Here is a 26,754-nt window from a genome sequence, read left to right as displayed (position 1 = left end):
GGATCCGGCCGTGACTTTAAGTGACTAGTTGCTCAGCCCGTTGATGGCGTAGCTGAAGCTGATCGGCAGCAGGTCTCGCAGATACTGCTGCATGAAGAGGCCCGCTTCGGACGCACCGCTCCGGGGCACGTAGACGATGTCGAAGCGGCGAAGAGGCACCAGGTCCACGCCGCGCGGATCGGTCAGACCCTGCAACAGGTTGGCCGTACGCATCATGGCCCGGCCGTCGGGACCCCGCCGGATGATGATCACCTGGCTGCGCTTGGACGAGCTCTTGAAGCCGCCGGCCTGGATGACGGCCCGCAGGGCGTCGCCGTCGCCGGTCATGTCGTAGACGCCGGGATTGCCCACCTCGCCGCCGACGAACACCTTGAGCGGCGCCGTGCTCTTGACCGAGACCTGCACCTGCGGACGCAGCAGCTGGCGGCCATAGGCCTGGGTCAGCGAACCTTCCAGTTCCTCGATCGTGCGGTCGGCGGCCATGACCGGACCGACCAGCGGCAAAGCGACGCGGCCGTCCGGCTGAATCACGGCCGACTTATTAAGCTCCGTCGCCGAAGGTACGCTCACCTCGATCTCGTCGCCCGGATAGAACCGGTAGGCGGGCTCGGCCTCGCTCCAGTCGGCGTAACCGATATTGGGAAACTGGCCGGTGGGGCGCGCGGCGGGCGTGATCGGCTCGCCGTCGATGTGGCCGCAAGCCGAGAGGCCGGTGCTCGCGAGCACCAGTGCCAGGGCGGTGGAGAGAGCGATGCGCCGATCCATGCGACGGTTCTTACCAAACATAGGTAACCAAACCTTAAGCCCGGAAGCCCCAGGGTTCGATTGAAGATTGGACCCATTGGATTCGCATGTCGACGAGCGCCTGGACCAGCGTGCCGCACGACCCGCCGTCGCGACGCGACTGGGCGGCGCGGGCCCGCTATGCGCCGACGGACTTCATCACGCTGCTGTGGCGTGAGCGCTGGCTCATGCTCGGCGTGTTCCTGGTGATCCTGTTCCTGGGGGCGGCCTTCGCCTTCACGCTGAAGAAGACCTACACCGCCAGCTCCAGCCTGTTCGTTCGCCTGGGCCAGGAATACGTCTACGAGCCGCGCGCCGGCGACGCCGCCCGCGGCGCGGTGCCTGACGTCGACCAGGTGATCCAGTCGGAAAGCGAGATCCTGGGCAGCGGCGAGCTGCGCGAGCGGGTGATCCGCAAGCTGGGCTTCGCCACCGTGTTCCCGGACGCCGCCGTCAAGTTCGCCTCGGCCAATCCCGAGCAAAAGCGCAAGATGATCGCCCAGGGGCGCGACAGCGTCGGCCGCAGCCTGAAGATCGAGACCGCGCCCGACAACTCGATCATCCGCCTGGCCTACCAGCACCAGGATCCGGAAACGGCCGAGAAGGTGCTCAACACCCTGCTGGAAGAGTACCTGATCTATCGCCGCAGCCTGCTGATCAACGACGACGACAAGGTGCTGTCGCGCCAGCGCGACAGCTTCCAGCAGCGCCTGGCCGAGACCGACACCGCCTATCAGGCCTTCCTGCAAAGCAACGACATCGGCGACTTCACCGCCCAGAAGACGGCCCTGACCCAGCTTCAGGCCCAGGTGGAGGGGCAGAAGTATTCGATCGAGGCCCAGCTCCAGGATCGTGAGGGCCGTCTGGCCTCGGTGCAGTCGGAGCTGGCGCGCACGCCGTCGGAAGCCGTGCTCTATCGCGACCAGGACATGTCGGCCTCGACGAAGCTGGCGCAGTTGAAGCTCGATCGCGAAGGCCTGCTGTCGCGCTACCTGCCGACCGCCCAGCCGGTGCGCGACATCGACGCCCAGATCGCCCAACTGGAGCAGGGCGTGGCCAGCGGCCGCACCAACGGCGAGGGCGCGCGTCGCAGCGGCCCCAATCCGATCTGGCAGACCCTGGCCTCGACCCGCAACGACCTGGCCGCAGAGGTCGCGGCCCTGAAGCAGTCGCAGGGCGCCTACGCCCTCCAGGCCCAGGAAGTGAACCAGCGTCTGCTGCGCCTGGCCGAGCTGGAGCCGGAGTTCAATCAGCTGACCCGCGACCGCGACGTGCTGTCGTCCAACGTCCGCGACTTCACGGTCAAGGAACAGCAGGACGAGGCTCAGCGGCAGATGTCGGCCGAGAGCAGCGACAACATCCGCATCGTCCAGCGCGCGGTGGCGCCGTCGGAGGGCAAGAGCCTGAAGAAGCCGGTGCTGGTGCTGGCCATCCTGTTCGCCGCCTTCACCGCCGCCTGCGCGGGCCTGGTGCGGATGCTGCTGCGCCCGGGTCTGCAGACCCCGGCCTCGGCCTCCCGCACCCTGGGCCTGCCGGTGCTGGCCACGGCCGGCGTCAAGCGAGCGGCCTAGAGGTTCGTTCCGGCATGGGCGATTTGGTCGCCTTTCGCGCGAACATGGTTAGGCATTAGTTTCTACGGTCTTCAACGCGCGGCGATTCGGACGAATGGTGGATTTGAACGTCGAGATGGCTGAACTGTGGGGGTCGCTCGGCGCCCCCGCGGCCGGCCGTGCGCACGTCGTCCAGTTCGTCTCGGCCCGGCGGGGGGAGGGGACCTCGACGGCCGCCCGCGAATTCGCCCGCTTCGCCGCCAAGCGCGCCGGCCGGCGCACCTGGCTGATCGACCTGGATCTGACCACCTCGCCGCAATACCAGGCCATCGCCGCCGATCCGGAACGCTATGGTCCGCTGGGCTCGGGCGCGGCCGCCAGCCCCGACGGCTCGATGTTCTTCACCGTCCAGCCTCCGGCGCCGAAGCCGGACGGCGGGGTGTGGCCCGACGCCAAGTACGTGGCCGCCCACAGCGTCGGCGGGCCGCGCTTCTGGGTGACCCGCTTCAAGCGCGAGGCCCTGCGCGGCCGCCAGAAGGCCCACATCCTGCCCGGCGTGGAATATTGGGCGTCCCTGCGCCGGCATGCCGAGATCATCGTCGTCGACTGCCCATCGGCCGACCGCTCGCAGGCCGCCCTGACCATCGCCCAGCACATGGACCAGACGGTCCTCGTGGTCAGCGCCCAGGAAGCCGACGTGCGGCCACCGGGCCTGCTGCGCGACGCCCTGGCCTCGGCGGGCGGCCGCTGCGCCGGGGTGTTCTTCAACCAGGCCTCGGTGACGCCGCCGAGCTTCCTGCGGGCCATCCTGCCGTGACTTCGTCCTACGGCGGGCCGGTCAGCGTCGCGCCGCCGAGACTCCTCTTCCCCCAGATCGCCATTTTCGCCGGCGCGGTGCTGCTGCTCCTGCTGTTCAGCGGCGGCTGGGAACTGCCTCTGGTGGGCGAGAACGCCGACGAGGCCGGCTCGGCCATCCTGCGCGTGGCCTATCTGCCGGCCTACGCGGCCGGTTTCGGCCTGATCGCTCTCGACCCGCGCAACAGCCTGCGCGTCTCGGTGCGCCAGCCGTTCCTGTTCGCCCTGATCGGCATCGTCTGCCTGTCGGTGCTGTGGTCGATCGCGCCCGACGTCACCACCCGCCGGGCCTTCGCCGTGACCTGCACCACCCTGTGCGGCGTCGCCCTGGCCGGACGCTTCCGCTGGCGGGAGTTGGCCGAGGTGATGGCGGCGACCTTCGCGGTGCTGATCGTCGCCTCCTACGTGGTCTGCATCGCCGTGCCGCGCATCGGGGTGATGACCGAGCTTTTCCCAGGCGCCTGGCGGGGCCTGTGGCGCGAGAAGAACGGCCTGGGCGGCATGATGGCCTTCGGCTTCTGCATCCTGTCGGCGGCGGCCCTGCTGAACCCGCCGCGGGCCAAGCTGTGGTGGGGTTTCGCGGCCCTGGCCGTGGGCCTGGTGCTGATGTCGACCTCCAAGACCTCGCTGGTGTCGCTGATGCTGGGCGTGGCGGCGCTGGGCTTCGTGCTGATCGCCCGACGCGGACCGGCGGCGGGAGCGGCGGCGACCTGGACGGCGGTGACCGGCGTCGTCTTGCTGGCGGCCTTCCTGCTGCTGGCCTCGGACGTCTTCTTCGCCATCCTCGGCAAGGACGCCACCCTGACCGGCCGCACCAAGATCTGGAGCGCGGCCATGGTCGAGATCCAGGACCGGCCCTGGCTGGGCTATGGCTATCACGCCGTCTGGGGCGACAAGAGCGGCTGGGGGCCGTTCGCCTGGATCAGCAAGAACGCCGGCTTCCAGGCCCAGCACGCGCACAATTCGTGGCTGGAGCAGTGGCTGGGCATGGGCCTGTTCGGCCTGGCGGCCTGGGGGCTGTTCTACATCCAGACCATGGCCCTGGCCCTGCTGGCGGTGTTCCGCGACCGGGGGGCCTTGCTCGCCTTCCCGTTCCTGGTCGTCTACAGCCTGGTGGCCCTGACCGAGAGCATCGCGGTGGCCTACAACGACTTCCGCTGGGTGCTGTTCGTGGCCCTGGCGGCGAAGCTGGCGTTCCCGGATCGGGAGCTGGAGCGGTAGGGGGGGTTCTTACTTCCGGCCGCCCCAATTTTTCTCCCGTCATTCCCGCCCTTGTGGCGGGAACCCCTCTATCGGCCGCAAGAGCGGATGAGGCGGCGTGCTGAGCACGCCGCTTGCGCCTCACATGCGAACGGAACCAGGGTTTCCCGCCACAAGGGCGGGAATGACGGGCGGATAGGGGAGTGGAGCCTAGATCCTCGACCACATCGCTGGCCGCTCGGGCGTTCGTCCCAACCGGTCCAGCGTCGCCGAGCGCAGGGCCACGACGCCGCCTTCCAGCGCCCGCCAGGCCTTCATTCGTCCACTGACGACCACGCGCTCGTCCCAGGCCGAGGGCCCGGCGGCGACCACGTCGAGGCCGATCTGGCGGTAGACGCCGCGGGCCGCCGCGATGGCCCAGGCCGAGCGGACGGGCAGGTCGCGCAGGCCCCAGCGGGCCGAGGCGTAGTATGGCTCGGCCGCGTCCACCAGGCGGCGGGCGAGGATGGCGACGTCGTCCCGACGGGCCGGGTCGGTCAGCTGCTCGACCGAAAGGTCCAGTTCCGCCAGCCATGCGCGGGGCACGTAGACCCGGTCGTTGCGGGCGTCCTCGACGATGTCGCGGGCGATGTTGGTCAGCTGGAAGCCCAGGCCCAGGTCCTGGGCGCGGCGCAGCGTCGGCAGGTCCTCGGCGGGCACGCCCATGACGATGGCCATCATCGCGCCGACCACGCCGGCCACGCCCCAGCAATAGGCCAGCAGGTCTTCCAGCGTCTCGTAGCTGCGGCCTTCGACGTCCATGGAAAAGCCGTCGATCAGGTCGAGCGCGTAGCGTTCGGGGATGCCGCGCCCCAGGGCCACGGCCTGGAAGGCGGCGAAGACCGGATCGGTCGGCGTCTCGCCGGCCAGGGCGGCGCGGGTCTGGGCGTAGAGGGCTTCCAGGCGCGCCGGCGCGTCGGCCACTGGGCTCATGCCGTGACCCAGGGTCTGGCCGTCGATGACGTCGTCGCAGTGGCGGCACCAGGCGTAGAGCATCTCGGCGTCGGCGCGGGTTTCCGCGTCGAACAGGGCGGCGGCGGCGGCGAAGCTCTTGGACCCCTTCTGGATCGCCTCGCGGCTCTGGGCCTCGATGTCCTGGGCTTCGAGCGCGCTCATTCGGCGGCCGGGGCCAGGGTGGCGAAGTCGTCGATCATCAGCCCGGCCGTGGCCTTGGCGCTGCCGACCACGCCCGGGATGCCCGCGCCCGGATGGGTGCCGGCGCCGACGAAATAGAGGTTGGGGATCACGTCGTCGCGGTTATGGGTGCGGAAGAAGGCGCTCTGGGTCAGGATTGGCTCCAGCGAGAAGGCCGCGCCTTTCCAGGCGTTGAGATCTTTCACGAAGTCGTCCGGGGTGATGAAGCGGCTGGTCACTAGGTCGGCCGAAAGCCCCGGGATGTAGTGCTTTTCCAGATAGGCCAGGATGCGGTCGCGGTACTTCGGCCCTTCGACCGACCAGTCGATGTCGGCCGTCTCCAGGTTCGGCACCGGGGAGAGGGCGTAGAAGGTCGAGCAGCCTTCCGGGGCCATGGCCGGGTCGCTGGCGGTGGGGTGGTGCAGATAGAGCGAGAAGTCCTCGGCCAGGGCGTTCTTGCCGTAGATCTCGCCGATCAGCTCGCGATAGCGGTTGCCGAAGCAGATGGTGTGGTGACGGATCTCGGGGTGCTGGGTCTTGAGGCCGAAATAGACCACGAACAGCGACGGGCTCCAGCGCTTGGCTTCCAGCGCCTTGCCGACCTTCTTGCCGCGCGGGTCCTCGCGCAGCAGGTGGCGGTAGGTGTGCATGACGTCGGCGTTGGAGGCGACCGTGTCGAAGGCCTCGAAGCCTTCCTTGGTGACCACGCCGGTGACGCGACCCTCGCGCACGGCGATGCGCTCGACCGGCAGGGACAGGTGCAGCTTGCCGCCCAGGTCCTGGAACAGCTTGGCCAGACCCCGGACCAGGGCGTGGGTGCCGCCGCGCGGGAACCACACGCCGCCGCGCCGCTCCAGGGCGTGGATCAGGGCGTAGATCGACGAGGTGGCGAAGGGGCTGCCGCCGACCAGCAGGCTGTGGAAAGACAGGGCCTGGCGGACGTGCTCGTCCTTCACGAAGCCGGCGACCTTGTCGTAGACGCTGCGCCAGGCCTGCAGCTTCATCAGCGACGGGGCGGCGGCGATCATGCTGCCGAAGTCGAGGAACGGCACGGCGCCCAGCTCGACATAACCCTTCTGGTACAGCTCTTCGGAATAGTCGTGGAAGCGGCGATAGCCTTCGACGTCGGCCGGGTTGCGGGCGGCGATCTGGCGATCCAGGCCCTCCTGGTCGTTGACGTAGTCGAAGACGTCGCCGTCTTCCCACAGCAGGCGATAGAACGGATCGACCGGCAGCAGCTCGACATAGTCTTCGATTCGCTTGCCCGAGACCTCGAACAGCTCCTTGAGGCAGTCGGGGTCGGTGACGACGGTGGGGCCGGCGTCGAAGGTGAAGCCGTCCTGCTCCCAGACATAGGCCCGGCCGCCCGGCTTCTCGCGGCCCTCGAACAGGGTGACGTCGAAGCCCTGCGATTGCAGCCGCACCGCCAGGGACAGTCCGCCGAAGCCGGCGCCGATCACGGCCGCCTTTGGACGGGGCGGGAGCGAGGCGTGGGCGTTCATGCGTCTTGTCCTCCGAACACGGAACTTTCGCGAATGCACTTCATGGCGGCCGGGATCGGCACCGGCGGCTTGCCGATCAGAATCCTCGCCCGGTCGCGCCAGGTCAGTCGGGCTGCATAGAAGCGCTGAATGAGCGGGACCGATAGCCGGTAGAAGCGCTCCAGCACCCGATAGCGCTCTTCCGGCGCGCAGGCGCGGAACAGCATGCGGTTCAGCAGGCGCAAAAAGCGGCGCTTGCGCCAGGCGGCCTTGGACTGGCTTTCGACGCAGACGCGCACGCTGGCGCTGGTGATACGGGGCAGGGCGGCGATCTTGTCGGCCAGGCGCGCGGCGTCGGGCAGGGAATAGCCGGTGGTCGGCTGGAAGAGGGCGGCGCGCAGGCCGACCTCGGCCACCTGGGGCCGGGCTTCCGCCCAATAGGCGTCGATGTCGCCGCCCAGGGCGATGGGCAGCACGCCGTGCTCCTCGCGCTCGACCGCCTCGATGGTCCAGCCCTGGGACTTGGCGTAGTCGATGATGGCTTCGGAGAGGGCGATGCGGTCCAGCGCGGGGCCGTCGCTATAGCGAGTGTCTTCCACCAGCAGGCGGCGGGCGTCGAGCGGCAGCACGTAGACGAAGCGGTAGCCGTCGGTCTGCGGCACCGTGGCGTCCATGATGATCGGGGCGGTCAGGCCGTGGGGCGCGGAAAGGCGAAGGTCCTGGCCGACGAACTTCTGCCAGCCCAGGGCCAGGCGCTTGCTGCGGCGGGCGCCGCGGCCGTCGATCACCGCGCCTGCGACGATGCGGCGGCCGTCGGCCAGCGTCACCTGGTGCGGATTGACGTCGACCACAGCGATGTTGGTCCAGGCGTCGAGGCCGAGAGCGCGGGAGACCACCTCGTGCAGGCGCCTGGAGGTGATGGCCAGATAGGGCGTGGGCAGGCGGCGGCTGTGGGCGGGGAAGCGCACTTCGTAGCCGGTCCAGCGATGGGCGATCAGAGGGCGCAGCCAGCCGCCGATGGCGGCGTCGACGTCGGTCTCGAAGTGGCACCAGGTGTGCTGGCCGCCGATGGTCGGGCCGCGCTCCAGCAACAGCACGCGCAGGCCCGGCCGCAGCGCCTTGAGGCGCAGGGCGATCAGGCTGTTGGCCAGTCCGCCGCCCACCAGGACGACGTCGGCGCGCAACGCGGCGGACGGAGATTCCATCCCCTCGGCTCTAGCACGAAAGAACGACGTCCACGCCAGAGCGTTCGCATGAACTTGGCGCGGGTTCACCGGTTGCACCTGGGCGGGCGAGGGGATAGGGGAGCGCGCACAGGAGCGCCCCCACATGACAGAAGCCGCCATCATCGACGGGAAGGCCTTCGCCGCCCGCCTGCGCGAGACCATCGCCGCCGAGGTCGCTGGCCTGAAGGCCGAGCATGGCCTCACCCCCGGCCTGGCCGTGGTGCTGGTGGGCGAGGATCCGGCCAGCCAGGTCTATGTGCGCAGCAAGGGCGAGCAGACCCTGGAAGCGGGTATGCATTCGGAAACCCACCGCCTGCCGGCCGAGACCTCGCAGGCCGAGCTGCTGGCCCTGGTCGAGCGCCTGAACTCCGATCCGGCCGTGCACGGCGTGCTGGTGCAGTTCCCGGTGCCCGACCACATCAGCCAGGCCGCCGTGGTCGCCGCCATCTCGCCCGACAAGGACGTCGACGGCCTGACCGTGGCCAACGCCGGCCGCCTGGCCAGCGGCCTGCCGGCCCTGACGCCCTGCACCCCGACCGGCTGCATGATGCTGCTGCGCGGCCAACTGGGCGAGCTGTCGGGCAAGCGCGCCGTGGTGATCGGCCGCTCGAACCTGATGGGCAAGCCGATGGCCCAGCTGCTGCTAGCCGCCGACTGCACCGTCACCATCGCCCACTCGCGCACCAAGGACCTGCCGGCCGTCGTCCGCGAAGCGGACATCGTCGTGGCCGCCGTCGGCCGCCCGCAGATGGTCAAGGCCGATTGGGTCAAGCCGGGCGCGGTGGTCATCGACGTCGGCATCAACCGCATCCCCAAGGACGACGGCAAGACGCGCCTTGTGGGCGACGTGGCCTTCGACGAGGTCAAGGCCGTGGCCTCGGCGATCACGCCGGTGCCGGGCGGCGTCGGGCCGATGACGATCGCCTGCCTGCTGGCCAACACGGTGCTGGCGGCCAAGCGGCTGAACGGGATCGGGGAATAAGATCGAGACCCTCTCCTGAAGGGAGAGGTGTCCGCGAAGCCGACGGAGAGGGAAGGGCTGAGGACTGTCAGCGCCTCGGAAGCTGAAAACGGCCCCCCCTCCGGCCCTCCGGGCACCTCCCCCAGAGGGGGAGGATCTTCTTCAATCGGCCCGCCGATAGACGATCAGCGAAGACTTGCTGAGCTTGACGGTCTTCACCGGCCGGTAGTGCGCGGCCAGCTGCGCGTCGACGATCCTCACGACGGTGAAGTTGAAGTCCTTGGCGCGGGGCGTGCGGTCGACGATGACGCCGGGACGGGTGGCCAGGACGCGGCGCACCTCGGTCTCCTGATCCATGCCGACGGCGCCGTGTTCGCGCAGCAGGTTCAGGTGGCCGGCGAAGGGCCAGCGCGAGGGCAGGGGCGCGCCGGTCAGGTGATAGAGGATGCTGTCGCCGTTCCAGACCCACAGACCTTGCGACAGGCCCGGCCGGATGGCGGCCAGCAACTGCTCCATCTCGTGCGCGTCGCCGCGCTTGGCCTTGCCCTTCACATAGGCGACGCCGTCGGCCGTGACGCCCAGGGCGATGAAGACGGCGGCGATCGCCAGGCCCAGCCGGCGGGAGCGGGTCGCGAACAGCGGGGCCATGGCCAGGGCCAGCGGCGCCAGCAGCGGCAGGGCGTAGTGGTCGAAATAGGTGCCGAAGATCAGGTAGCCGCCCAGCGCCGCCGCCAGCCAGCCGATCGCGAAGCCGAACGCCGTCCGGCCGCCGGGACGCGTGCGCCAGCCGCCGATCCAGGCGGCCAGGCCCACCGCCAGGAGCGGCGGGACTAGCAGGCGGGCGGCCTTCAGCAGGCGCGGGGCCAGCTCGGCGTCGCTGGCCTCGGCCCGGGCGCCGATCGACAGGAAGTTGGCGTAGATGAAGGCCTGGGCCTCGCCCCGCCAGGCGTAGTAGGCCAGGGCCAGCAGGGTAGGCGCCAGGGCCAGGCCGATCCAGAGCGCGGCGTCGGCCGCCAGGCGCGTCCAGGACCGCGAGGCGCGCCAGGAGACGCCCAGCAGCAAGACGCCGAAGGCGAAGCCCTCGAACACCACGGTGTATTTCAGCTGCAGGCCAAGGCCGATCAGCAGCATGGCCAGGCAGCCGAGCCTGCGGATCCTGCGCGGGTCGGCGTTGAGCGCGCGATAGGCCGCCAGGGCCGCGCCGGCGACCAGCAGGTTGTAGAACACTGGGGCCTGACCGCCCCAGCCGCCGGCCAACGGCAGCATCAGCAGGTAGACCACGCCCGCCGCCGTCGCCGCGACGATCCCGGCCGCCGGGGCGGCGAGGCGGGCGATCAGCAGGGCTGTTGCGGCTGCAAACAGGGTCGCGACGACCTGGTACTGCACGATGCCGTCGCCGCCGAGCAGGCGAATGGCGGCGAACAGCGTGAACAGGCCGACCGGCTTGCGGTCCCAGATGTCCACATAGGGCAGGGCCCCGTGCAGCATGCGGTCGCCGACCAGCAGGTAGAAGTTCTCGTCGACATGGAGCAGCGGATTGCCGAACTGCCAGGCGCGGATCGCGAAGGCGGCGGCGAGCAGCAGGCCGCCGGCCAGGAACCAGGCGCGGCGGTCGGGGGCGGGCGAGAAGGTCAGGCGCGGCTCTCCCCGGCCAGGGGCGAGGCGGTCTGGGTCTCGGTCTCGGCACTTTCGGGAACGTCGCGCCAGGTGACCCGGCGCGAGGCGTGATAGTTCCACAGCGCGCCCAGCACCGCGCCGCCGGCCCCGGCCAGCGCCCAGGACGCACCGATGGCGTTGAGGCCAGCGCCGGCCGCGTCGTTGATCAGAGCGCCGCCCAGGCACGCGGCGTAGAAGCTGAGCAGGCCGCGCCACAGGGCCGCGCCGCGCAGGCGCTTGTCGCGGAAGGTCAGGACGTTGTTGAGCCCGAAATTCCAGGTCATGGCCGCCAGTATGGCCAGGGTCTGGCCGCTCCAGAAGGCCATGTCGGCAGCTTGGGTCGCGCCCAGCACGCCCAAATGGACGACGAGGCCGCTGGCCCCGACCGCCAGGAACTGGAAGAGCCGCGCCGACAGTACGCCGTTGGTCCGCTTTTCGGCCAGCAGGCCGGCAAGATCGAAGATCACCCGCAGGTCGAGCTTCGACTCGCCGCCGGCGCGCGGCAGCAGGGAGGTGGGGATCTGGACGACGGCGGGGCGGCGCGCGCCCGAGGCGGCCACGTCGACCAGGATCTTGAAGCCGACACCCGACAGGCGCGAGCGCACGGCCTCATACCAGTCGCGGCTCATCATGAAGCAGCCGCTCATCGGATCGGCCAGGCGCAGGCCCAGCAGCAGGCCGGCCAGATTGACGCCGCCGCGGCTGATGGCGTGGCGCACGCCCGACAGGCCCGAGCCCGCGCCGTCGAGATAGCGGCTGGCCACGACGAGGTCGGGCTGTTGGGCGCTCATCCGGCGCAGCATGGCGCCGATCAGTCGCGGATCGTGCTGGCCGTCGCCGTCCATCACGGCAAGGGTCTGGCCGCGCGCCGAGTCCCAGCCGGCGATGGCGGCCGAGGCCAGGCCCCCGACGCCGTCGCGCTTGAGCAGGCGGATGGCGGGGCGACGCAGGGCCACGTCCAGCACGGCCCGGGCGGTGAGGTCGTCGGCGGAGTCGTCGACGACGATGATCTCATGGAAGACGTCGGCGAGGTCGGCGCTCAGCGCCTCGAGCACGCCGCCGATGGCCTCATGTTCGTCGAGGGTGCAGATGACCACCGAGACCTGCGGCCGGTTCCAGTCGGCGGCCGCGGGCGAGGCGGCACGGCGCGCGGGACGGATGGTGGTGGTGTGCTGACCCATGGGAACGGCGCTCCGTTGGAAGGAGCGTCAGGTTCCCGGAGAACTCTGCCGGCAGTTTGTTGTGTTGGTATCGGACGTCAGTCGAGCTTGTTACGACATTGACGCAAATGGGGATTCTGGCCGGTGTTATCCGGCCAGATATTCCGCCACGCGGCCTTCCAATTCGACCGCCAGGGCGCGGCCGACCGGGTGCTCGTCGGTCTTGATCTCGTCGCGCACGCAGGCCTTGATCGCGTCGATGTGAGCATCGACCAGGAACATCGGCGCCTGCAGGCGGGTGGCCGGATCGTCGATCAGCTTGCACAGCGAGGCCGCCAGGCGGGTGATCAACGGGAATTCGTAGGTGGCGCCCAGGCCCTTCAGGTCGTGGGCGCGGAGATAGAGGGTCTCGACCGTCTGGGCGGTGAGGCCGTCGGCTCGCACGCCCTGGCGGGCGGCTTCGAGCTTGGTGATCTCGTCGTTGAGCCATTGGGCGAAATTGCCCGACAGGCTCTTCAAGGCCGCTTCGGCCTTGGCGATGGCGGCCATGTCGATACCGCCACGCCCGCCCACCTTGAGCTTGAGCATGTTCGGCACCTGGATAACCTCAGCGGGCTTATTCATCGGGTCGCCTCCCCGTCGGCGTTACTTCGGGAACGGTCACATGCCAGGCGTTAAGAATGAGTGAGATCGCGATTTCACCCACACGAAAGCTTACGCAGAGAACTGTTCGGTCAGCACACGCTCCTCGAGACTGCGGCCCGCGTCGAACAGCATCGACAGGGTCGAACCCCGGTCTTCGGAAATGTGCACCTCGACGACGTCGCGGACTTCATAGTTGTCGGCCACGGCGCTGACGGGTCTCTTATCGCATTCCAGGACCTCGAACGTCACCCTCGCGTTCTGCGGCAAAAGCGCGCCCCGCCACCGCCTGGGTCGAAACGCGCTGATCGGGGTCAGGGCCAGCACCTGGGCGCCGATCGGGATGATCGGTCCGTGGGCCGACAGGTTGTAGGCGGTCGAGCCGGCCGGAGTGGCCACCAGGGCCCCGTCGCAGACCAGTTCGCCCATCCGCACCTTGCCGTCGATCGAGATACGCAGCTTGGCGGTCTGGCGGGTCTGGCGCAGCAGCGAGACCTCGTTGATGGCGAGCGCCCGGTGCTGGCGGCGGCGGGAATCGATGGCGACCATGGCCAGCGGATGGATGACGGCGCGCTCGGCCGAGTTGATCCGTTCGAGCAGCCCGTCCTCGCTGTACTCGTTCATCAGGAAGCCGACCGAGCCGCGGTTCATGCCGTAGATCGGCTTCTGGTTCAGAAGCGTCTCGTGCAGCATCTCCAGCATGAAGCCGTCGCCGCCAAGGGCCACGACGATCTGGGCGTCGTCGCCGGCGTCGCCATAGCGGGCGGCCAGGCGCTCGCGGGCCTCCTGGGCCTCGGGGCGGTCGCTGGCCTGGAAGGTCAGGCGAGTCGAATAAGGCTGGGCTTGGAACATGCCGGCCCAAGTGGCGGGATCGCCGGGTGCTTGTCAAACAACAGGCGGCGAAGCCTTCGTCAGGCGGCGTTGGCAGGCTGCGCCAGGCGCCGGCGGATGGCGTTCATCGTCGCCTTGTCGGGGTGGGCGAGCGACAGATAGCCCAGGCTGAATTCGTAATAGACCGCGATCGTCTCGCCTTCGACGGTCAGCGAGCCTTCGACGAAGTCCTCGTCGGGAACCTGGGCGGGCAGGCTCAGCGCGCCGCCGAGCCGACGCGCGATCTCGTCCAGCCAAGCGCGAAACGGGATCGTGAAGTCGCAGGCTTCGCCCCGGAATTGAAGCATCCAGCCGTACCGATCGTCGTGTGCGAGCGAAGCGGGGCGGGGGAGGCGCACCGAGGTCAGGCGGCGCTGACGGCCTGGCGGAACGCCATGGCGGCGATGTCCGGACGGAACGGGCCGAAGGCGCCGCTGGCCTTGCGGGCGGCTTCCGCGCCGCCGCCGGGACGGCCGCCGTTCAACTGGCGCACGTGCTCCAGGATGGTCGGGAAGACGCTGCGGTCGATGCCGACGGCCGAGCAGGCCAGGGCCAGCAGTTCGGGACGGTTGCTGTCGATGGCGCGGCGCACCTGGCGCACGTCGAAGCGGCCCAACCGCGCCATGGCGAAGACGAAGAGCGGCAGGCGGCCTTCGCGCAGCACGCGCAGCAGGTAGCCGGGGCGCAGCTGGCCGGCGGAGTCGAGCTTTTCGACCAGGGCCGCTTCCATCTCCTCGCGGTCGGCCTCGTCCTCGACGGAGAGGGCGCCGACGGCGGTGGGTTGCAGGCCAAGGTGGGCGGCGTGGGTGGCTTCGTCGACGGCGGCGCGCAGCTTGACCGGGTCGAGCTCGAAGCGCTCGGCCAGGGAGTCGCGCAGGGCGCGGCCGACCCACAGATAAAGCTGCTCGGCCAGCAGGGGCGACAGGCCCGGATGGCGGACCAGGGGCGAGCGCAGGGCCACCACGTCCTTGGCGTGGCTCACGAGGCGGCCCATGGCGTCCTGGCTGAGTTGGGCGGTGGTGTTGCCGGCCAGGGCGGTCAGCACGGCAGGCTCGGCCTGCGAAAGAATGGCCTCGACCACCGGGGCGCGCAGGCCGGGGCGGCGGGCGACCTCGATCTGGTGCTCCAGCGTGGCCTGCACCAGCAGGCGGATCAGGTCGTGGTCTTGCAGCACGGGACTGCGGGCGATGATCGGGCGGGCGATCTCGATCTCGTCGAGGGCCAGGATGTTGACCAGGGCCGACGGCGCCCAGGCCGCGTCGGCCAGGCGTTCGGCCAGGCGCTGACGGATGTCGCGCTCGGCCTCGACCACCAGGGTCATGAAGATCGAATCGAGCAGGATCTGGATTTCGGGCGCGGCGGGCTTGCCCTGGGCTTCGCCGGTCTCGCAGAGATCGATCACCCCGGAGAGCAGCCGTTCGCGATCTTCCGGCTCGCGGCTGCGGGCCAGGGCTAGAAGTTCGGCGGTCTGTACGGCTTGGCTCACGACCCTCCTCGGGCGCCAAACGAGACTATGGGCACCTTGGTGTTTCCAGATGAAAACATGCTTAAACAGGTCAAGCCACGGAACCGAGAGAATAGCGGCGCTCTGTCGCAGGTGAAGCGGGCGTCTTGAAAGAGGAAACGCGTATGGGGCGAGCACTGATCCTGGCGCTGGACCAGGGCACCACGAGCACGCGGGCGATCCTGTTCGACAGCGAAGGGGCCGCCGTGGCCGAGGCCGGGCGTCCGCTGCGCCAGAGCTACCCCAAGGACGGCTGGGTAGAGCACGACGCTGACGAGATCGCCGCCGCCTGCGTCGCCGTGATCCGCGAGGCGGTCGAGAAGTCCGGCGCGGACCTCGATGCGGTCGTGGCCCTGGGAATCACCAATCAGCGCGAGACGGTGGTGGTGTGGGACAAGACCACCGGCCGGCCGATCCATCCGGCGATCGTCTGGCAGGATCGCCGCACGGCCGAAGCCTGCGAAAAGCTACGCAAGGACGGCAAGGAGGCCGAGGTTACGGCCGTCACCGGCTTGCTGCTCGACCCCTATTTCTCGGCCACCAAGATCGCCTGGCTGCTCGACAACGTGCCCGGCGCCCGCGCCAGGGCCGAGGCTGGGCAACTGCTGGCCGGGACGATGGATACGTGGGTGATCTGGAAGCTGACCGGCGGCGCGCGGCACGTGACCGACGCCACCAACGCCTCGCGCACCCTGCTGTTCGACATCCAGGCTCAGGACTGGTCGCAGCCGATGCTCGACCTGTTCGGCGTGCCGCGCTCGCTGCTGCCGCAGGTGCTGGACTGCGCCGCCGACTTCGGCGAGGTGAGCGCCCAGGTGCTGGGTCAGCCGCTGCCGATCCGCGGCGTGGCCGGCGACCAGCAGGCGGCGCTGATGGGGCAGGGCTGCATCCGGCCCGGCGAGATGAAGGCCACCTACGGCACCGGCTGCTTCATGCTGATCAACACCGGGACCACCCGGCCGGTCTCGGCCTCGCGGCTGCTGACGACGGTGGCGGCGCGGGTGAACGGCCAGGCGACCTACGCCCTGGAAGGCTCGATCTTCGTGGCGGGTGCGGCGATCCAGTGGCTGGGCGAAGGGCTGGGGATCACCGGCGGTCCGCGCGCGGCCGAGGCCCTGGCCCGTGCGGCCAAGGCCGATCACGGTGTCGTCGTGGTGCCGGCCTTCACCGGTCTCGGCGCGCCCTGGTGGGACGCCAAGGCGCGGGGCGCGATCTTCGGCCTGACCCGCGACGCCGGCCTGCCCGAGATCGCTTCGGCCACCTACGACGCCTGCGCCCTGCAGAGCCGCGACCTGATCGAGGCCATGCGCGCCGACGCGCCGGACGCCTTCCTCGGCGAGGCCCAGCTACGCATCGACGGCGGCATGTCCAAGAGCGCCTGGTTCAGCCAGCGCCTGGCCGACCTGACCGGCCTGCCGGTGGCGAGGGCCAGCTACCAGGAGACCACGGCCCTGGGCGCGGCCCTGTTCGCGGGGCTGGGGGCTGGGGTCTACGATTCGCTGGAGACGGCCGCCAAGGCGCGCCCGGCCGCCGAGGACCTGAAGCCGGCCATGGCCGTCCACGCCCGCGAGGCGGCCTATGCCCGCTGGCTGGACTGTGTGCCGCGCGTGCGCTCCTAGGGGAGCGCCGCAAATCTCAAGACGTGTCGACAAGCGTCTCGCCAACCTGGGCGGGCATTGCTATGACATCGCTGTCAAAAGCAATAACCGCATAAGGGAGGCCTCACGCATGACCGCGACGCGCCGCACCGTCACGCTGGCTCTCGGAGCCGGCGCCGCATTCGCCGCCGGAGGCCTTTCCATGTCCGCCCAAGCCGCCGCCCCGACCGTGGGCGCCATTCGTCGCCTCTCGCCCGCCCTCGACGCGGTGATCGCTCCCAATACGAAGATCGAGATCCTGGCCGACGGTTTCGTCTGGTCGGAGGGGCCGGTCTGGGTGAAGGACGGCCAGTACCTGGTCTTCTCCGACGTGCCGGCCAACATCATGTACCGCTGGAGCCAGAAGGACGGCAAAAGCGTCTTCCTGCAGCCCTCGGGCTATGACGGCCCGCCGACCAAGATCTTCCGCGAGCCGGGCTCGAACGGCATGGCGCTGGACGCGCACGGCGACCTGCTGGTCTGCAATCACGGCTATCGGGCGATCACGAAACTGGACCTGAAGACCAAGGCCAAGTCGGTCGTCGTCGACCGCTACCAGGGCAAGCGCTTCAACAGCCCCAACGATCTGGCCGTAGCCAAGTCCGGCGCGATCTACTTCACCGATCCGCCCTATGGCCTGGAGGGCCTGGACGCCTCGCCGGCCAAGGAACTGAGCTTCAACGGCGTCTATCTGCTGCGGTCCGACGGCTCGCTGGCGGTGATCGACGACAAGCTGACCTTCCCCAACGGTGTCGCGCTCAGCCCTGACGAGAAGCGCCTCTATGTGGCGGTCTCGGATCCGGAAGGGCCGGTGATCATGGCCTACGACCTGGGCGCCGACGGCCTGCCGACCTCGCGCAAGGTGTTCTTCGACGCTTCGGCCCTGCACAAGGCCGGCGGTCCTGGCCTGCCCGACGGCATGTGCCTGGACACCGAGGGTCGCCTCTACGCTACGGGACCGGGCGGGGTGCTGGTGATCACCCCGGCGGGCGAGCTGATCGGCGTCATCGAGACCGGCGGTCCGATCGCCAACTGCGCTTTTGGCGAGGACGGCAAGACCCTGTTCCTGACTGCCGACAAGACCCTGGCGCGGGTGCGGCTCAAGACGACCGGGCTGGTCTGGTAGCCATGGAGGGCTGGGTGATGAACAAGCGCACGTTCCTTCACGCCGGCCTCGCCGCCGGCGCCATGGCCGCCACGGCTCCGGCCGCCGCCCTGGCGCAGGCGAAAGCCGAGGACCGCAAGCTGGGCTATGCGGTGCTGGGCCTGGGCTACTACGCCACCCAGATCATCATGCCGCGTTTCGCCGAATGTGAGCATTCCAAGCTGGTGGCCCTGGTCAGCGGCTCGCCGGAGAAGTTGGCCAAATACGGCGCCCTGTACGGGATCGCCGAGGCTAATCGCTATTCCTACGAGACCTTCGATCGCATCGCCGACAATCCGGCGGTCGACATCGTCTATGTGATCACCCCCAACAGCCTGCACCGGACGTTCACCGAGCGGGCGGCGCGGGCCGGCAAGCACGTGATGTGCGAAAAGCCGATGGCGACTTCGGTCGCCGATTGCGAGGCGATGATCGCCGCCTGCAAGGCCGCCGGCCGCAAGCTGATGATCGGTTACCGCAGCCGCTTCGAGCCGCACAACCTCGACGCCATCGCCCTGTCGCGCGGCGGAGCGCTGGGACCGGTGCGCACCATCGTCGCCGACCACGGCTGGACCGCCAGCGATCCGACCATGTGGCGCGTGAAGAAGGCGCTGTCGGGCGGCGGCAGCCTGATGGACATCGGCATCTACAGCCTCAACGCCGCCCGCTACCTGACCGGCGAGGAGCCGATCGCGGTCAACGCCATGGAGTCGACCGACCGCTCCAACCCGGTGTTCGCCGAGGTCGAGGACACGATCAACTTCCAGCTCCTGTTCCCCTCGGGAGCGACGGCCAACTGCGTCTCGACCTACAGCGCCAACTGCAACCGCTATCGGGTGTCGGGGCCCAAGGGCTGGGTCGAGATTGATCCGGCCACCAGCTACGAGGGCCAGACCATGCGGGCCAATCTCGACGGCCAGGCCAAACCGCGCACGCCGCCGGCGGTGAAGAAGAGCCAGTTCGCCGGCCAGCTCGATCACCTGTCGGAATGCATCCTCACCGATCGCGATCCGATCGTGCCAGGCGAGGAGGGGCTGAAGGACCTGCGGATCATCGAGGCGATCTACCAGGCGGCCCGCGAAGGCCGGACGGTGAAGCTGTGATGCGCCGCCTGATCCTCGCCGCGGGTATCGCGCTGTCGCTTCCCGCCCTGGCGCACGCCCAGCAGCGCGTGGCCCTGTGGCCCAATGGTGCGCCGGGCTTCGAGGCGCGCAAGGCCATCCCCGAACAGGCGGCCGAATACTGGGCCAAGTCGATCAACGATCCGTCGGTGACGGCCTATCTGCCGCCGGCCGACAAGGCCACGGGCGCGGCGGTGATCGTCCTGCCGGGCGGCGGCCACAAGATGCTGGTCATCCATCCGGAAGGGACCGACGTCGCCAAGGTACTGAACCCGATGGGGGTGGCGGTGTTCGTGCTGAAGTACCGCCTCAGCCAAGAGGAGGGCTCGCCCTACACCATCGACCACGCCCGCCAGGACGCGGTGCGGGCCGTGCGGCTGGTGCGCTCGCGCGCCGCCGAGTTCGGGGTGGATCCGAAGAAGATCGGCCTGATGGGCTTTTCCGGCGGCGGCGAGGTGGTGGATCTGGCCGTCTACGGCTCCACGGCCAAGGACCCGAAGGTCGATGCGGTCGACGCCGTCAGCGGGCGGCCCGACTTCCAGGTGCTGATCTATCCCGGCCCGGCCGGCATTCCCGACAAGATCCCGGCCGATACGCCGCCGGCCTTCATCCTGGCGGCCGACGACGACGAGTGCTGCTCGGCGCCGCCGGTGGAGTTGCTGGCCAAGTTCCGGGCCGCCAAGGTCCCGGTCGAGTTCCACCTGTTCCAGAGCGGCGGCCACGCCTTCAACATGGGCTTCCGCACCGACAAGGCCGCGATCAAGGCCTGGCCGGAGCGGTTGCGCGACTGGCTGGCCGACAACGGCTGGACGAGCAAGCGCTAGGACATTTCGACATTCGGGGTCATCATTTTTAATGTAAACGTGTTTCGGTGGGCAATACTTCGGGGGCGCGTGTCGGTAAAAGCTGTAGAGCGGTCATGCTCGGTCCGCAGCAATTAATATCCTTGATGACGCGCTGACGTATACCGCACATGTTCTGGCGCGATCTCATACGCTCACTCACCCAGTGCGACGAGAGCAGGAAACGACATATCCCGTGCAATTGCCGCTAAAGGGGCGGATCAATACAATATGACATTTATCGCTGCCAAACGTTTTGGGGAGCGGATCGTGATCGCTTCGGACACCATGATCTCAGCTAGCCAGGATGCGCGCCACGACATGATCCCAGGGCGGCTAAAGGCCGTTATACTCAACTCTTGCATGTCAGTGGGTTATGCAGGAGGCGCCAATCAAGGTGCTGATACAGTGCGCGCCGCTAAGAAATGTTTGGATGCGGGTGGATCGCAATCGGATGTCGAACAGCTTCTTGTTGAAGCTACAAAAAAACACTGTGGTGATCTGGAATTCGTTTTGGCCTCCCACAGCCATGGGGCAAGCCTGAAGCGGGTCTGGGAAGGTAGAATCTCGTTCGATTTGGATGATGTCTGCATCGGAAAACGGGATCTAAACGGCCGATTGGCGAGTGAAGAGAAGAGGGGGCCATTTTCATTTGTTCCTCATGACCAGGAGGCCGAAAGGGTCTTTGTGTCGGCCTTCCTCCGCCTTTTCGACGGCGTATTCGTAGACGATGGCGTGGGTGGATTTAGCTTTCTGCTGTTGGGCTCACCATATGGGCATTGCTATCTGCCCCACGTCGCCGTTGCGAACTGGGACAAAGTCGATATGTCCACAGGTTTGACGGATCGACATCTAGCCGATCAACGTAGCGGCATGACGCAGTGGGCATTCCACGCAATGGGAGCCAGGTTACGGGGCGTCGGGGTTGCTGGCGCGATGGTTCTGAATGCTGGGATTGGATATATCTACTCGCCATTGGAACGGGATGAGCCGTTCGAATGGCGCTTTCAGCCTTGGACGCCACCGAGCGAGGGCGTTTTGCTCAAAGCCTTCCAAAGCCAAATTGATGCGGTAGCAGACCGGGTTGGCGGTGGAGTCAATGTTGAGCCTCCACCTGAACCATCCATTCCGCCGTCTCCGGCACAGTTGGCTGAAGTTCAAGCTTATGCAGCGTCGCGACTCGTTCCGACGGCCGTCACGCTTCGAGGCGAGGGTCTCTGGGTTGAATGCGGTACCGCTGAGGCGGGTCAAGGCGTATTAGTTCAGTTTCAGGCCCTAGGGGCCGATCCCGTAAAGGTGTTGAGAACGACGATCGATCGAATGAATGCCAGCATTGTTGAGCGGGTGAGTTCTGGCGACGTGCTGTATCCCGGCAGTGAAGACCGTCACTTACTCTCCTAGTCGGCCGCGTCCACGTAAGCCCTCACCCGCGCGAACAGCTCCTCGAACATCGGCGTCGTCAGGCGTCCGGTGTTCGTGTTGAGCCGCGAGCAGTGATAGCTGTTGAAGATGCGATAGGGGCCGGCCTGGAACTCCGAGCCGTGGCCGGGGATCCCTGCCGAGGCCTTCAGGCCCAGGGTCTTCAGCACGTTGCGGCGAGAGACGTCGCCCAGGGTGACGATGGCCTTGAGGTTGGGGAACATGTCCAGCCGCGCCTTCAGGAAGGGGCGGCAGGTGTTCTCTTCGGAGGTCTCGGGCTTGTTGCCGGGCGGGGCGCAGCGGACGGCGTTGGTCACCGCGCTGCCGACCAGCTTCAGCGAGTCGTCGATGCGCGCCTCGAACTTGCCGGTGGCGAAGCCGTACTTGATCAGGGTCTCGTAGAGCAGGGTCCCGGCGTAGTCGCCGGTGAACGGGCGGCCGGTGCGGTTGGCGCCCTTGCGGCCAGGGGCCAGGCCCACGACCAGCAGGCGCGCGTCCTTGTCGCCGAACGACGGGGCCGGACCGTTGAAGTAGTCCGGATAGAGTTCCTCGTTCTCACGGCGATAGGCCACGAGACGCGGGCACAGCGGGCAGTCGCGGGGCGGCTCGGCCGGGGAGGGGACCACCTCGCCGACGATGTTGGAATGCTGCATGTCGGCGGCCCCTAGTATTCGTCTTCCGCTTCGCGCTCGGCCGGGGTGCGGGCGTCGGTCGAGGTGTAGCGCTGTTGCGGCGCGCGTTGCGGGCGGCCGATGATGTTGCCCAGGTCGTTGAGGTCGACGAAGTTGTCGGCCTGACGGCGCAGGTCGTCGCTGGTCATCGGCGGCTGGCTCTTCATCGTGGAGACCACGGTGACCCGGCGGCCCTTGCGCTGCACGGCCTCGACCAGGGCGCGGAAGTCGCCGTCGCCCGAGAACAGCACCAGGTGATCGACCGTGTCGGCCATCTGCATCATGTCCACCGCGATCTCGATGTCCATGTCGCCGCGCCAGCGCTTGCGGCCCTGGCTGTCGGTGTATTCGCGGGCCGGCTTGGTCACCAGGGTGAAGCCGTTGTAGTCGAGCCAGTCGACCAGCGGCCGGATCGGCGAATAGTCGTCGTTCTCGGCGATGGCGGTGTAGTAGTAGGCCCGCACCAGCAGGCCGCGCTTCTTGAACTCGTCGAGGAGCTTGCGGTAGTCGATGTCGAAGCCCAGCGCCTTGGCGGCGGAATAGAGATTGGCCCCGTCGATGAACAGCGCCAACCGCTCGGTCGGATAGAAGGTCACGGGTAAATCCTTGAAATATCGGCTTGATCGAAATGGTCTGGACGCGGCCGTGGTCGTCGCCCTCGGCTGCAATCTGCCTGGAGCCTATACGAGTCGCGAGGCCTTGTTGGAAGCGGCGGTTTCGGCGCTGGCCGGCGAGGGCATGGCGGTGGTCGCCCGCTCGGGCTGGTGGACCTCGGCCGCCTGGCCCGATCCGACCGGGCCGGCCTATCTGAACGGCGTCGTGCTGGTGGAGACGGACTTGGCGCCGGCCGAGGCGCTGGCGGCCCTGCATCGCATCGAGGCCGAGTTCGGCCGCGCCCGGGCCGAGCGCAACGCCGCCCGGACGCTGGATCTGGATCTCATCGCCCATGGGCGGACGGTGACCGACGGAAACCTCGTCCTGCCGCATCCGAGGGCGCACGAGCGATTGTTCGTCATGGGACCGCTGGCGGAGGTGGCGGCCGAGTGGGTTCACCCGGTGCTGGGGCGGTCGGCGGCTGAGCTGGCGGCCGAGGCGAGCGTGGGGGCGGATGCGCGGCCTGCTTAGTCGCACCTAACCCGTAAAATCCCCGCGAAAGCGGGGACCCAGGCTTTTTCTGAAGCCCGTGGCGCTCGACGATAAAACACCTGGGTCCCCGCTTTCGCGGGGATTTTACGGGGGAGGGCCTCTCACCACGCATAGCCGTGCAGGCGGATCTCCCGGGCGAAGATCTTCTCGATCCGCACGGCTTGGCGCAGGCTGAGCACCTCGCGGTAGGATCGCCGATCCGGTCGCCAGCCGCTCTTGGCCTTCACCGGCAGGCGGCCGGACCACGGCACGCCCAGTGTCTCGAACACGTCGCCCAGTTCGCGGTCGAGGTGTTCGTAGCGCAGCACCCGGTCGACCAAGGGTTTGCCGGAAAGCCGGCTGGCGTAGAGCGGCAGGTTCAGGGCGTAGTCGCCGGAGGCCAGGTAGCGGTCCAGGCAAAGCTCGCGATCGCCGCCGTGGGAGGCCGAGTTCCGCTTCATGAAGTAGTGCGACAGCGTCTTGTCCCACGGGTTCCGCTCCACGCAGAAGGTGAAGTAGTCGCGCCAGAGGTCGGGAACCCTGGCGGCGACCTGGGCCGCCGACATGTGGTTGGTGAAGCCTTGGGCGTTGCGCGGCTGGTGGCCGGGCTCGGGCGGATGGACGGGGGTGACGACGTCGTCCGGACCGCACAGGCCCGACAGATAGGCCTCGATGCTGGTGCCGGCGGTCTTGCGAGTCTTGATGAAGATGAAGCGGTGGCGGTGCGAAATGATCATGGCGACAGGGTCGGCGAACGCTGTTGCGGCCGATTTTCGGGATTCTGGACCTTGTCGCGGGCCTGTATCGAAGCGACTTCCCGATCGTGACCGTTGTTGCGACTGGACTTTGCGCCGGGGAGGGGGCATACACGCCGCCTCGCGAAAGCTGGGTTACAGCCGAAGCGGCGTTGCGTGACGCCGCACGGAGCCCTATTTTGCAAGAGCCAACGCTCAGCCCGAGGAATTCATGGCCCGCGTCACCGTCGAAGATTGCGTCGAGAAGGTTCCGAACCGCTTCGCGCTCGTCCTGCTGTCGGCGCACCGCGCTCGCGGCATCTCGGCCGGTGCGGCCCTGATGGTCGATCGCGACAACGACAAGAACCCGGTCGTCGCCCTGCGCGAGATCGCTGACGACGTGATCGATCACGAGGGGCTCAAGGAGCACCTGATCACCACGCTGCAGCGCGTCGACGAGCACTCGGAAGCCGAGGAAGAGGCCGAAACCCTCGCCCTGCTGGCCGATCCGACCCACATGCAGATGAGCGAACTGGAACTCGTTCGCGCGCTGCAAAGCGACCGCGACGGCGGTCAGGAGGAGCGGTACTGAGCCCCGACGGCGCAGACCCTCTGATCATTGAAGCGGCGCCCGCCGCCGCTCCGTCCGAACGCGCGCCCGATTCCGAATCGGGCGCGTCGTCGTCTCAGGCGCCCGTCAATGGCGCCGAGACCCCGGCCGAACCGGCCCCCGCGCCCAAGCCGCGCAAGTTCCTTCGCCAGTACGAGCTGATCGAGCGGGTCCACGCCTACGACCCGACGGCCGACGAGGCCCTGCTCAACCGCGCCTACGTCTTCGCCATGCGCATGCACGGCAGCCAGACGCGGGCCAGCGGCGACCCCTACTACGCCCACCCGATCGAGGTAGCGGGCATCCTCACCGAATACCGGCTCGACACCGCGACCATCGTCACGGCGCTGCTGCACGACGTGATCGAGGACACGCCGGTCACCAAGGAGGAGATCGGCAAGCTGTTCGGCGAGGAGATCGCCGAGCTGGTCGAGGGCGTCACCAAGCTTTCCAAGCTGGAACTCCAGGCCGAGCACACCCGCCAGGCCGAGAACCTGCGCAAGTTCATCCTCGCCATCTCCAAGGACGTCCGCGTCCTGCTGGTCAAGCTGGCCGACCGTCTGCACAACATGCGGACGCTGCATTTCATCAAGGCCCAGGCCAAGCGCGAGCGCATCGCCCGCGAGACGCGCGACATCTATGCGCCGCTGGCCCGCAACATCGGCTGTCACCGCATCTGCACCGAGCTGGAGGAGCTGTCCTTCCAGCACACCAACCCGGTCGCCCGCGACGCCATCGTCCGCCGGCTGGAAAAGCTGCGCGAGGAGCAGGGCGGGGCGGTCCAGCTGGTAAGCCAGGAGATCCAGGCGCGCCTGGAGTCGGCCAACCTGCCGGCCCGCGTCTTCGGTCGCGAAAAGGCGCCCTATTCGATCTGGCGCAAGCTGCAGCGCAAATCGATCGGCTTCTCCCAGATGTCGGACATCTACGCCTTCCGCGTGATCGTCGACAGCGAGGAGGACTGCTACCGCGCGCTCGGCGTCGTCCATCGCGCCTGGTCCAGCGTGCCCGATCGCTTCAAGGACTTCATCTCGACTCCCAAGCGCAACAACTACCGCTCGCTGCACACGACGGTGGTCGGCCCGCGCGGCATGCGCATCGAGATGCAGATCCGCACCGAGTCGATGGACCGGGTGAACGAAGAGGGCGTGGCCGCCCACTTCCGCTACAAGGACGCCTCGTACGGCCTCGACCTGGAAGGCATGGAGGCCGCCGGCGGCCGCGATCCGCTGGCCAACCTGCGCCAGCTGGTCCAGGTGCTCGAGCACGGCGGCGACAGCGAAGAGCTGGTCGAGCACGCCAAGCTCGAGATGTTCCTCGACCAGGTGTTCGTCTTCACCCCCAAGGGCAAGCTGGTCAGCCTGCCGCGGGGCGCGATGCCGCTCGATTTCGCCTACGCCGTCCACACCAGCGTCGGCGACACTTGCATCGGCGTGAAGATCAACGGCGAGCTGAAGCCGCTGCGCACCATCCTGACCAATGGCGACGTGGTCGAGGTGATCCGCGGCTCCAAGCCCGTGGTGCCGCCGGACTGGCGCTCGCTGACGGTGACCGGCCGGGCGCGTTCGGCCATCCGCCGGCACATCCGCCAGACCGAGAAGGAAGAGTTCCTGCGCCTGGGCCGGGCCTCGGTGGAGCAGATCTTCGAGCGCGCCGGCAAGAGCCTGAAGGACGTGTCGCTGCGGCCGATCCTTGAACGCTTCGCGCTGGAGAGCGAAGAGGCCCTGTTCGACGCCGTCGGCCGCGGCCGCGTGACGCCTAGCCAGGTTCTGGAGACTGCCTTCCCCGGCATGAAGGACGCCGAGCGCGAGGCTGCCACGGCCCGTCGCAAGATCGAGGGCGGCAAGGGCGCGCGGCTCTATGTGCGCGGCGGGGGGCTGACCCCTGGCGTGTCGCTGCACTTCGCCCACTGCTGCAGCCCGGTGCCGGGCGACCGCATCGTCGGCATCCTGCGCGAGGATGGTGAGGGCCTGGACGTCCATACCATCGACTGCCCGAAGCTGGCCGAGTTCGAGGAGCGCGAGGACCTCTGGCGCGACCTCAACTGGACGCCGGAAGCCGAGCGCGACACCGTCTCGCTGGCCCGCCTGCACGCCACCATCGGCAATGCGCCGGGCGTGCTGGGGCAGGTCTGCACGATCATCGGCGAGGCGGGCGGCAATATCGTCAATCTGCGCATGCACCACCGGCAGAGCGACTTCTTCGACACGGACATCGATGTCGAGGTGCGCGACGCCAAGCACCTGACCAACATCTCGGCGGCGCTGCGCACCTGCCCGTCGGTCGAGACGGTGGACCGGACGCGGGGTTAGAAAACCTCTCCCATAGGGAGAGGGAGGGGCCCATGCGAAGCATGGGAGGGTGAGGGGGTACACCCTCGCCGCATTGCCCCG

Annotated in this window: 25 protein-coding genes; 12 read left to right on the top strand and 13 right to left on the bottom strand. The window is 68.4% G+C overall.

Features of this window, described 5'->3' with window-relative positions:
* Nucleotides 1-24: 24 nt before the first annotated feature.
* Nucleotides 25-765 (bottom strand): polysaccharide biosynthesis/export family protein, encoded by a 741-nt coding sequence (locus AC07NS_RS10870; protein WP_494603106.1) that lies wholly within the window; start codon nucleotides 763-765, stop codon nucleotides 25-27.
* A gap of 86 nt (nucleotides 766-851) precedes the next feature.
* Between AC07NS_RS10870 and AC07NS_RS10865 the strand changes: the two genes are divergently transcribed.
* From AC07NS_RS10865 to AC07NS_RS10855, 3 genes are all read left to right on the top strand, one after another.
* Complete coding sequence (locus tag AC07NS_RS10865) at nucleotides 852-2,354, top strand: GumC family protein (RefSeq protein ID WP_494603105.1); 1,503 nt, start codon at nucleotides 852-854, stop codon at nucleotides 2,352-2,354.
* Between the two features lie 94 nt (nucleotides 2,355-2,448).
* On the top strand, nucleotides 2,449-3,150 hold the full coding sequence (locus AC07NS_RS10860) for a P-loop NTPase family protein (RefSeq protein ID WP_487288228.1): 702 nt from the start codon (nucleotides 2,449-2,451) through the stop codon (nucleotides 3,148-3,150).
* Entirely contained in the window at nucleotides 3,147-4,409 is a 1,263-nt protein-coding gene (locus AC07NS_RS10855; protein WP_494603104.1) for an O-antigen ligase family protein, read from the top strand. Before AC07NS_RS10860 ends, AC07NS_RS10855 begins: the two co-directional genes overlap by 4 nt.
* Nucleotides 4,410-4,598: 189 nt before the next feature.
* Here AC07NS_RS10855 and AC07NS_RS10850 read toward each other — a convergent pair whose 3' ends face one another.
* From AC07NS_RS10850 to crtY, 3 genes are read right to left on the bottom strand one after another with little or no spacing between them, the layout of a single operon-like run.
* Nucleotides 4,599-5,543 (bottom strand): phytoene/squalene synthase family protein, encoded by a 945-nt coding sequence (locus AC07NS_RS10850; RefSeq protein WP_494603103.1) that lies wholly within the window; start codon nucleotides 5,541-5,543, stop codon nucleotides 4,599-4,601.
* Entirely contained in the window at nucleotides 5,540-7,063 is a 1,524-nt protein-coding gene (locus AC07NS_RS10845; protein ID WP_494603102.1) for a phytoene desaturase, read from the bottom strand. The genes AC07NS_RS10850 and AC07NS_RS10845 overlap by 4 nt, the downstream gene beginning before the upstream one ends.
* Nucleotides 7,060-8,247: a lycopene beta-cyclase CrtY gene (gene crtY / locus AC07NS_RS10840; protein ID WP_494603101.1), complete on the bottom strand. Its 1,188-nt coding sequence runs from the start codon at nucleotides 8,245-8,247 to the stop codon at nucleotides 7,060-7,062. Before crtY ends, AC07NS_RS10845 begins: the two co-directional genes overlap by 4 nt.
* Nucleotides 8,248-8,371: 124 nt before the next feature.
* Here crtY and folD point away from each other — a divergent pair, with 124 nt between their 5' ends.
* Entirely contained in the window at nucleotides 8,372-9,250 is an 879-nt protein-coding gene (gene folD, locus AC07NS_RS10835) for a bifunctional methylenetetrahydrofolate dehydrogenase/methenyltetrahydrofolate cyclohydrolase FolD (RefSeq protein WP_494603100.1), read from the top strand.
* A 141-nt stretch (nucleotides 9,251-9,391) separates the two neighbouring features.
* On the opposite strand, the gene AC07NS_RS10830 is transcribed toward folD, so the two are convergent.
* The 6 genes from AC07NS_RS10830 to AC07NS_RS10805 form a co-directional block, all read right to left on the bottom strand.
* Complete coding sequence (locus tag AC07NS_RS10830; RefSeq protein WP_494603099.1) at nucleotides 9,392-10,966, bottom strand: hypothetical protein; 1,575 nt, start codon at nucleotides 10,964-10,966, stop codon at nucleotides 9,392-9,394.
* On the bottom strand, nucleotides 10,861-12,066 hold the full coding sequence (locus tag AC07NS_RS10825) for a glycosyltransferase (RefSeq protein WP_494603098.1): 1,206 nt from the start codon (nucleotides 12,064-12,066) through the stop codon (nucleotides 10,861-10,863). The genes AC07NS_RS10830 and AC07NS_RS10825 overlap by 106 nt, the downstream gene beginning before the upstream one ends.
* 126 nt (nucleotides 12,067-12,192) lie before the next feature.
* Nucleotides 12,193-12,669, bottom strand: coding sequence for an Hpt domain-containing protein (locus AC07NS_RS10820; protein ID WP_110121973.1), 477 nt, complete (start codon nucleotides 12,667-12,669; stop codon nucleotides 12,193-12,195).
* Between the two features lie 90 nt (nucleotides 12,670-12,759).
* Nucleotides 12,760-13,539, bottom strand: coding sequence for an NAD kinase (locus AC07NS_RS10815; RefSeq protein ID WP_494603097.1), 780 nt, complete (start codon nucleotides 13,537-13,539; stop codon nucleotides 12,760-12,762).
* A 59-nt stretch (nucleotides 13,540-13,598) separates the two neighbouring features.
* Nucleotides 13,599-13,865, bottom strand: a complete 267-nt coding sequence (locus tag AC07NS_RS10810; protein ID WP_494603096.1) for a hypothetical protein — start codon at nucleotides 13,863-13,865, stop codon at nucleotides 13,599-13,601.
* 56 nt (nucleotides 13,866-13,921) lie between these two features.
* Nucleotides 13,922-15,043, bottom strand: coding sequence for a DUF2336 domain-containing protein (locus AC07NS_RS10805; RefSeq protein WP_494603095.1), 1,122 nt, complete (start codon nucleotides 15,041-15,043; stop codon nucleotides 13,922-13,924).
* Between the two features lie 143 nt (nucleotides 15,044-15,186).
* On the opposite strand from AC07NS_RS10805, the gene glpK reads away from it, so the two are divergent.
* The 5 genes from glpK to AC07NS_RS10780 all read left to right on the top strand — a co-directional run bounded on the left by glpK (nucleotide 15,187) and on the right by AC07NS_RS10780 (nucleotide 21,206).
* Complete coding sequence (gene glpK / locus AC07NS_RS10800) at nucleotides 15,187-16,680, top strand: glycerol kinase GlpK (RefSeq protein ID WP_494603094.1); 1,494 nt, start codon at nucleotides 15,187-15,189, stop codon at nucleotides 16,678-16,680.
* 181 nt (nucleotides 16,681-16,861) lie between these two features.
* Nucleotides 16,862-17,824, top strand: a complete 963-nt coding sequence (locus AC07NS_RS10795; RefSeq protein WP_494603093.1) for an SMP-30/gluconolactonase/LRE family protein — start codon at nucleotides 16,862-16,864, stop codon at nucleotides 17,822-17,824.
* Nucleotides 17,731-18,945 carry a Gfo/Idh/MocA family protein gene (locus AC07NS_RS10790; protein WP_494603480.1) on the top strand — a complete coding sequence of 405 codons (1,215 nt, stop codon included), beginning with the start codon at nucleotides 17,731-17,733 and terminating at the stop codon, nucleotides 18,943-18,945. Before AC07NS_RS10795 ends, AC07NS_RS10790 begins: the two co-directional genes overlap by 94 nt.
* Nucleotides 18,945-19,787, top strand: a complete 843-nt coding sequence (locus AC07NS_RS10785; protein WP_494603092.1) for an alpha/beta hydrolase — start codon at nucleotides 18,945-18,947, stop codon at nucleotides 19,785-19,787. Before AC07NS_RS10790 ends, AC07NS_RS10785 begins: the two co-directional genes overlap by 1 nt.
* Nucleotides 19,788-20,036: 249 nt before the next feature.
* On the top strand, nucleotides 20,037-21,206 hold the full coding sequence (locus tag AC07NS_RS10780) for a hypothetical protein (protein ID WP_494603091.1): 1,170 nt from the start codon (nucleotides 20,037-20,039) through the stop codon (nucleotides 21,204-21,206).
* Here the strand turns inward: AC07NS_RS10780 and AC07NS_RS10775 are convergent.
* Nucleotides 21,203-21,877 carry a uracil-DNA glycosylase gene (locus AC07NS_RS10775; RefSeq protein ID WP_494603090.1) on the bottom strand — a complete coding sequence of 225 codons (675 nt, stop codon included), beginning with the start codon at nucleotides 21,875-21,877 and terminating at the stop codon, nucleotides 21,203-21,205. The two genes, AC07NS_RS10780 and AC07NS_RS10775, sit on opposite strands and share 4 nt — an antisense overlap.
* An 11-nt stretch (nucleotides 21,878-21,888) precedes the next feature.
* On the bottom strand, nucleotides 21,889-22,491 hold the full coding sequence (locus AC07NS_RS10770) for a LabA-like NYN domain-containing protein (protein ID WP_494603089.1): 603 nt from the start codon (nucleotides 22,489-22,491) through the stop codon (nucleotides 21,889-21,891).
* A gap of 49 nt (nucleotides 22,492-22,540) precedes the next feature.
* Here AC07NS_RS10770 and folK point away from each other — a divergent pair, with 49 nt between their 5' ends.
* Complete coding sequence (folK, locus tag AC07NS_RS10765) at nucleotides 22,541-23,020, top strand: 2-amino-4-hydroxy-6-hydroxymethyldihydropteridine diphosphokinase (RefSeq protein WP_494603088.1); 480 nt, start codon at nucleotides 22,541-22,543, stop codon at nucleotides 23,018-23,020.
* A 122-nt stretch (nucleotides 23,021-23,142) separates the two neighbouring features.
* On the opposite strand, the gene AC07NS_RS10760 is transcribed toward folK, so the two are convergent.
* A complete protein-coding gene (locus AC07NS_RS10760; protein ID WP_494603087.1) occupies nucleotides 23,143-23,757 on the bottom strand; it encodes a sulfotransferase family 2 domain-containing protein in 615 nt (204 codons plus the stop codon).
* A 229-nt stretch (nucleotides 23,758-23,986) separates the two neighbouring features.
* On the opposite strand from AC07NS_RS10760, the gene rpoZ reads away from it, so the two are divergent.
* Both rpoZ and AC07NS_RS10750 read left to right on the top strand, forming a co-directional pair.
* A complete protein-coding gene (gene rpoZ / locus AC07NS_RS10755) occupies nucleotides 23,987-24,346 on the top strand; it encodes a DNA-directed RNA polymerase subunit omega (RefSeq protein ID WP_058350513.1) in 360 nt (119 codons plus the stop codon).
* A 176-nt stretch (nucleotides 24,347-24,522) separates the two neighbouring features.
* Nucleotides 24,523-26,673: a RelA/SpoT family protein gene (locus AC07NS_RS10750; protein WP_494603478.1), complete on the top strand. Its 2,151-nt coding sequence runs from the start codon at nucleotides 24,523-24,525 to the stop codon at nucleotides 26,671-26,673.
* Nucleotides 26,674-26,754: the final 81 nt, after the last annotated feature.

This window comes from Caulobacter sp. GW821-FHT10A10, assembly GCF_059415745.1.
This window is presented reverse-complemented; position numbering and strand designations above follow the sequence as displayed.

What these genes read in the sequence shown, in the direction of transcription:
- AC07NS_RS10870 (WP_494603106.1), bottom strand. Translation starts at nt 765, where the DNA reads ATGGATCGGCGCATCGCTCTCTCCACCGCCCTGGCACTGGTGCTCGCG.
- AC07NS_RS10865 (WP_494603105.1), top strand. Translation starts at nt 852, where the DNA reads ATGTCGACGAGCGCCTGGACCAGCGTGCCGCACGACCCGCCGTCGCGA.
- AC07NS_RS10860 (WP_487288228.1), top strand. Translation starts at nt 2,449, where the DNA reads ATGGTGGATTTGAACGTCGAGATGGCTGAACTGTGGGGGTCGCTCGGC.
- AC07NS_RS10850 (WP_494603103.1), bottom strand. Translation starts at nt 5,543, where the DNA reads ATGAGCGCGCTCGAAGCCCAGGACATCGAGGCCCAGAGCCGCGAGGCG.
- AC07NS_RS10845 (WP_494603102.1), bottom strand. Translation starts at nt 7,063, where the DNA reads ATGAACGCCCACGCCTCGCTCCCGCCCCGTCCAAAGGCGGCCGTGATC.
- crtY (WP_494603101.1), bottom strand. Translation starts at nt 8,247, where the DNA reads ATGGAATCTCCGTCCGCCGCGTTGCGCGCCGACGTCGTCCTGGTGGGC.
- folD (WP_494603100.1), top strand. Translation starts at nt 8,372, where the DNA reads ATGACAGAAGCCGCCATCATCGACGGGAAGGCCTTCGCCGCCCGCCTG.
- AC07NS_RS10825 (WP_494603098.1), bottom strand. Translation starts at nt 12,066, where the DNA reads ATGGGTCAGCACACCACCACCATCCGTCCCGCGCGCCGTGCCGCCTCG.
- AC07NS_RS10820 (WP_110121973.1), bottom strand. Translation starts at nt 12,669, where the DNA reads ATGAATAAGCCCGCTGAGGTTATCCAGGTGCCGAACATGCTCAAGCTC.
- AC07NS_RS10815 (WP_494603097.1), bottom strand. Translation starts at nt 13,539, where the DNA reads ATGTTCCAAGCCCAGCCTTATTCGACTCGCCTGACCTTCCAGGCCAGC.
- AC07NS_RS10810 (WP_494603096.1), bottom strand. Translation starts at nt 13,865, where the DNA reads ATGCTTCAATTCCGGGGCGAAGCCTGCGACTTCACGATCCCGTTTCGC.
- glpK (WP_494603094.1), top strand. Translation starts at nt 15,187, where the DNA reads ATGGGGCGAGCACTGATCCTGGCGCTGGACCAGGGCACCACGAGCACG.
- AC07NS_RS10795 (WP_494603093.1), top strand. Translation starts at nt 16,862, where the DNA reads ATGTCCGCCCAAGCCGCCGCCCCGACCGTGGGCGCCATTCGTCGCCTC.
- AC07NS_RS10785 (WP_494603092.1), top strand. Translation starts at nt 18,945, where the DNA reads ATGCGCCGCCTGATCCTCGCCGCGGGTATCGCGCTGTCGCTTCCCGCC.
- AC07NS_RS10780 (WP_494603091.1), top strand. Translation starts at nt 20,037, where the DNA reads ATGACATTTATCGCTGCCAAACGTTTTGGGGAGCGGATCGTGATCGCT.
- AC07NS_RS10775 (WP_494603090.1), bottom strand. Translation starts at nt 21,877, where the DNA reads ATGCAGCATTCCAACATCGTCGGCGAGGTGGTCCCCTCCCCGGCCGAG.
- AC07NS_RS10760 (WP_494603087.1), bottom strand. Translation starts at nt 23,757, where the DNA reads ATGATCATTTCGCACCGCCACCGCTTCATCTTCATCAAGACTCGCAAG.
- rpoZ (WP_058350513.1), top strand. Translation starts at nt 23,987, where the DNA reads ATGGCCCGCGTCACCGTCGAAGATTGCGTCGAGAAGGTTCCGAACCGC.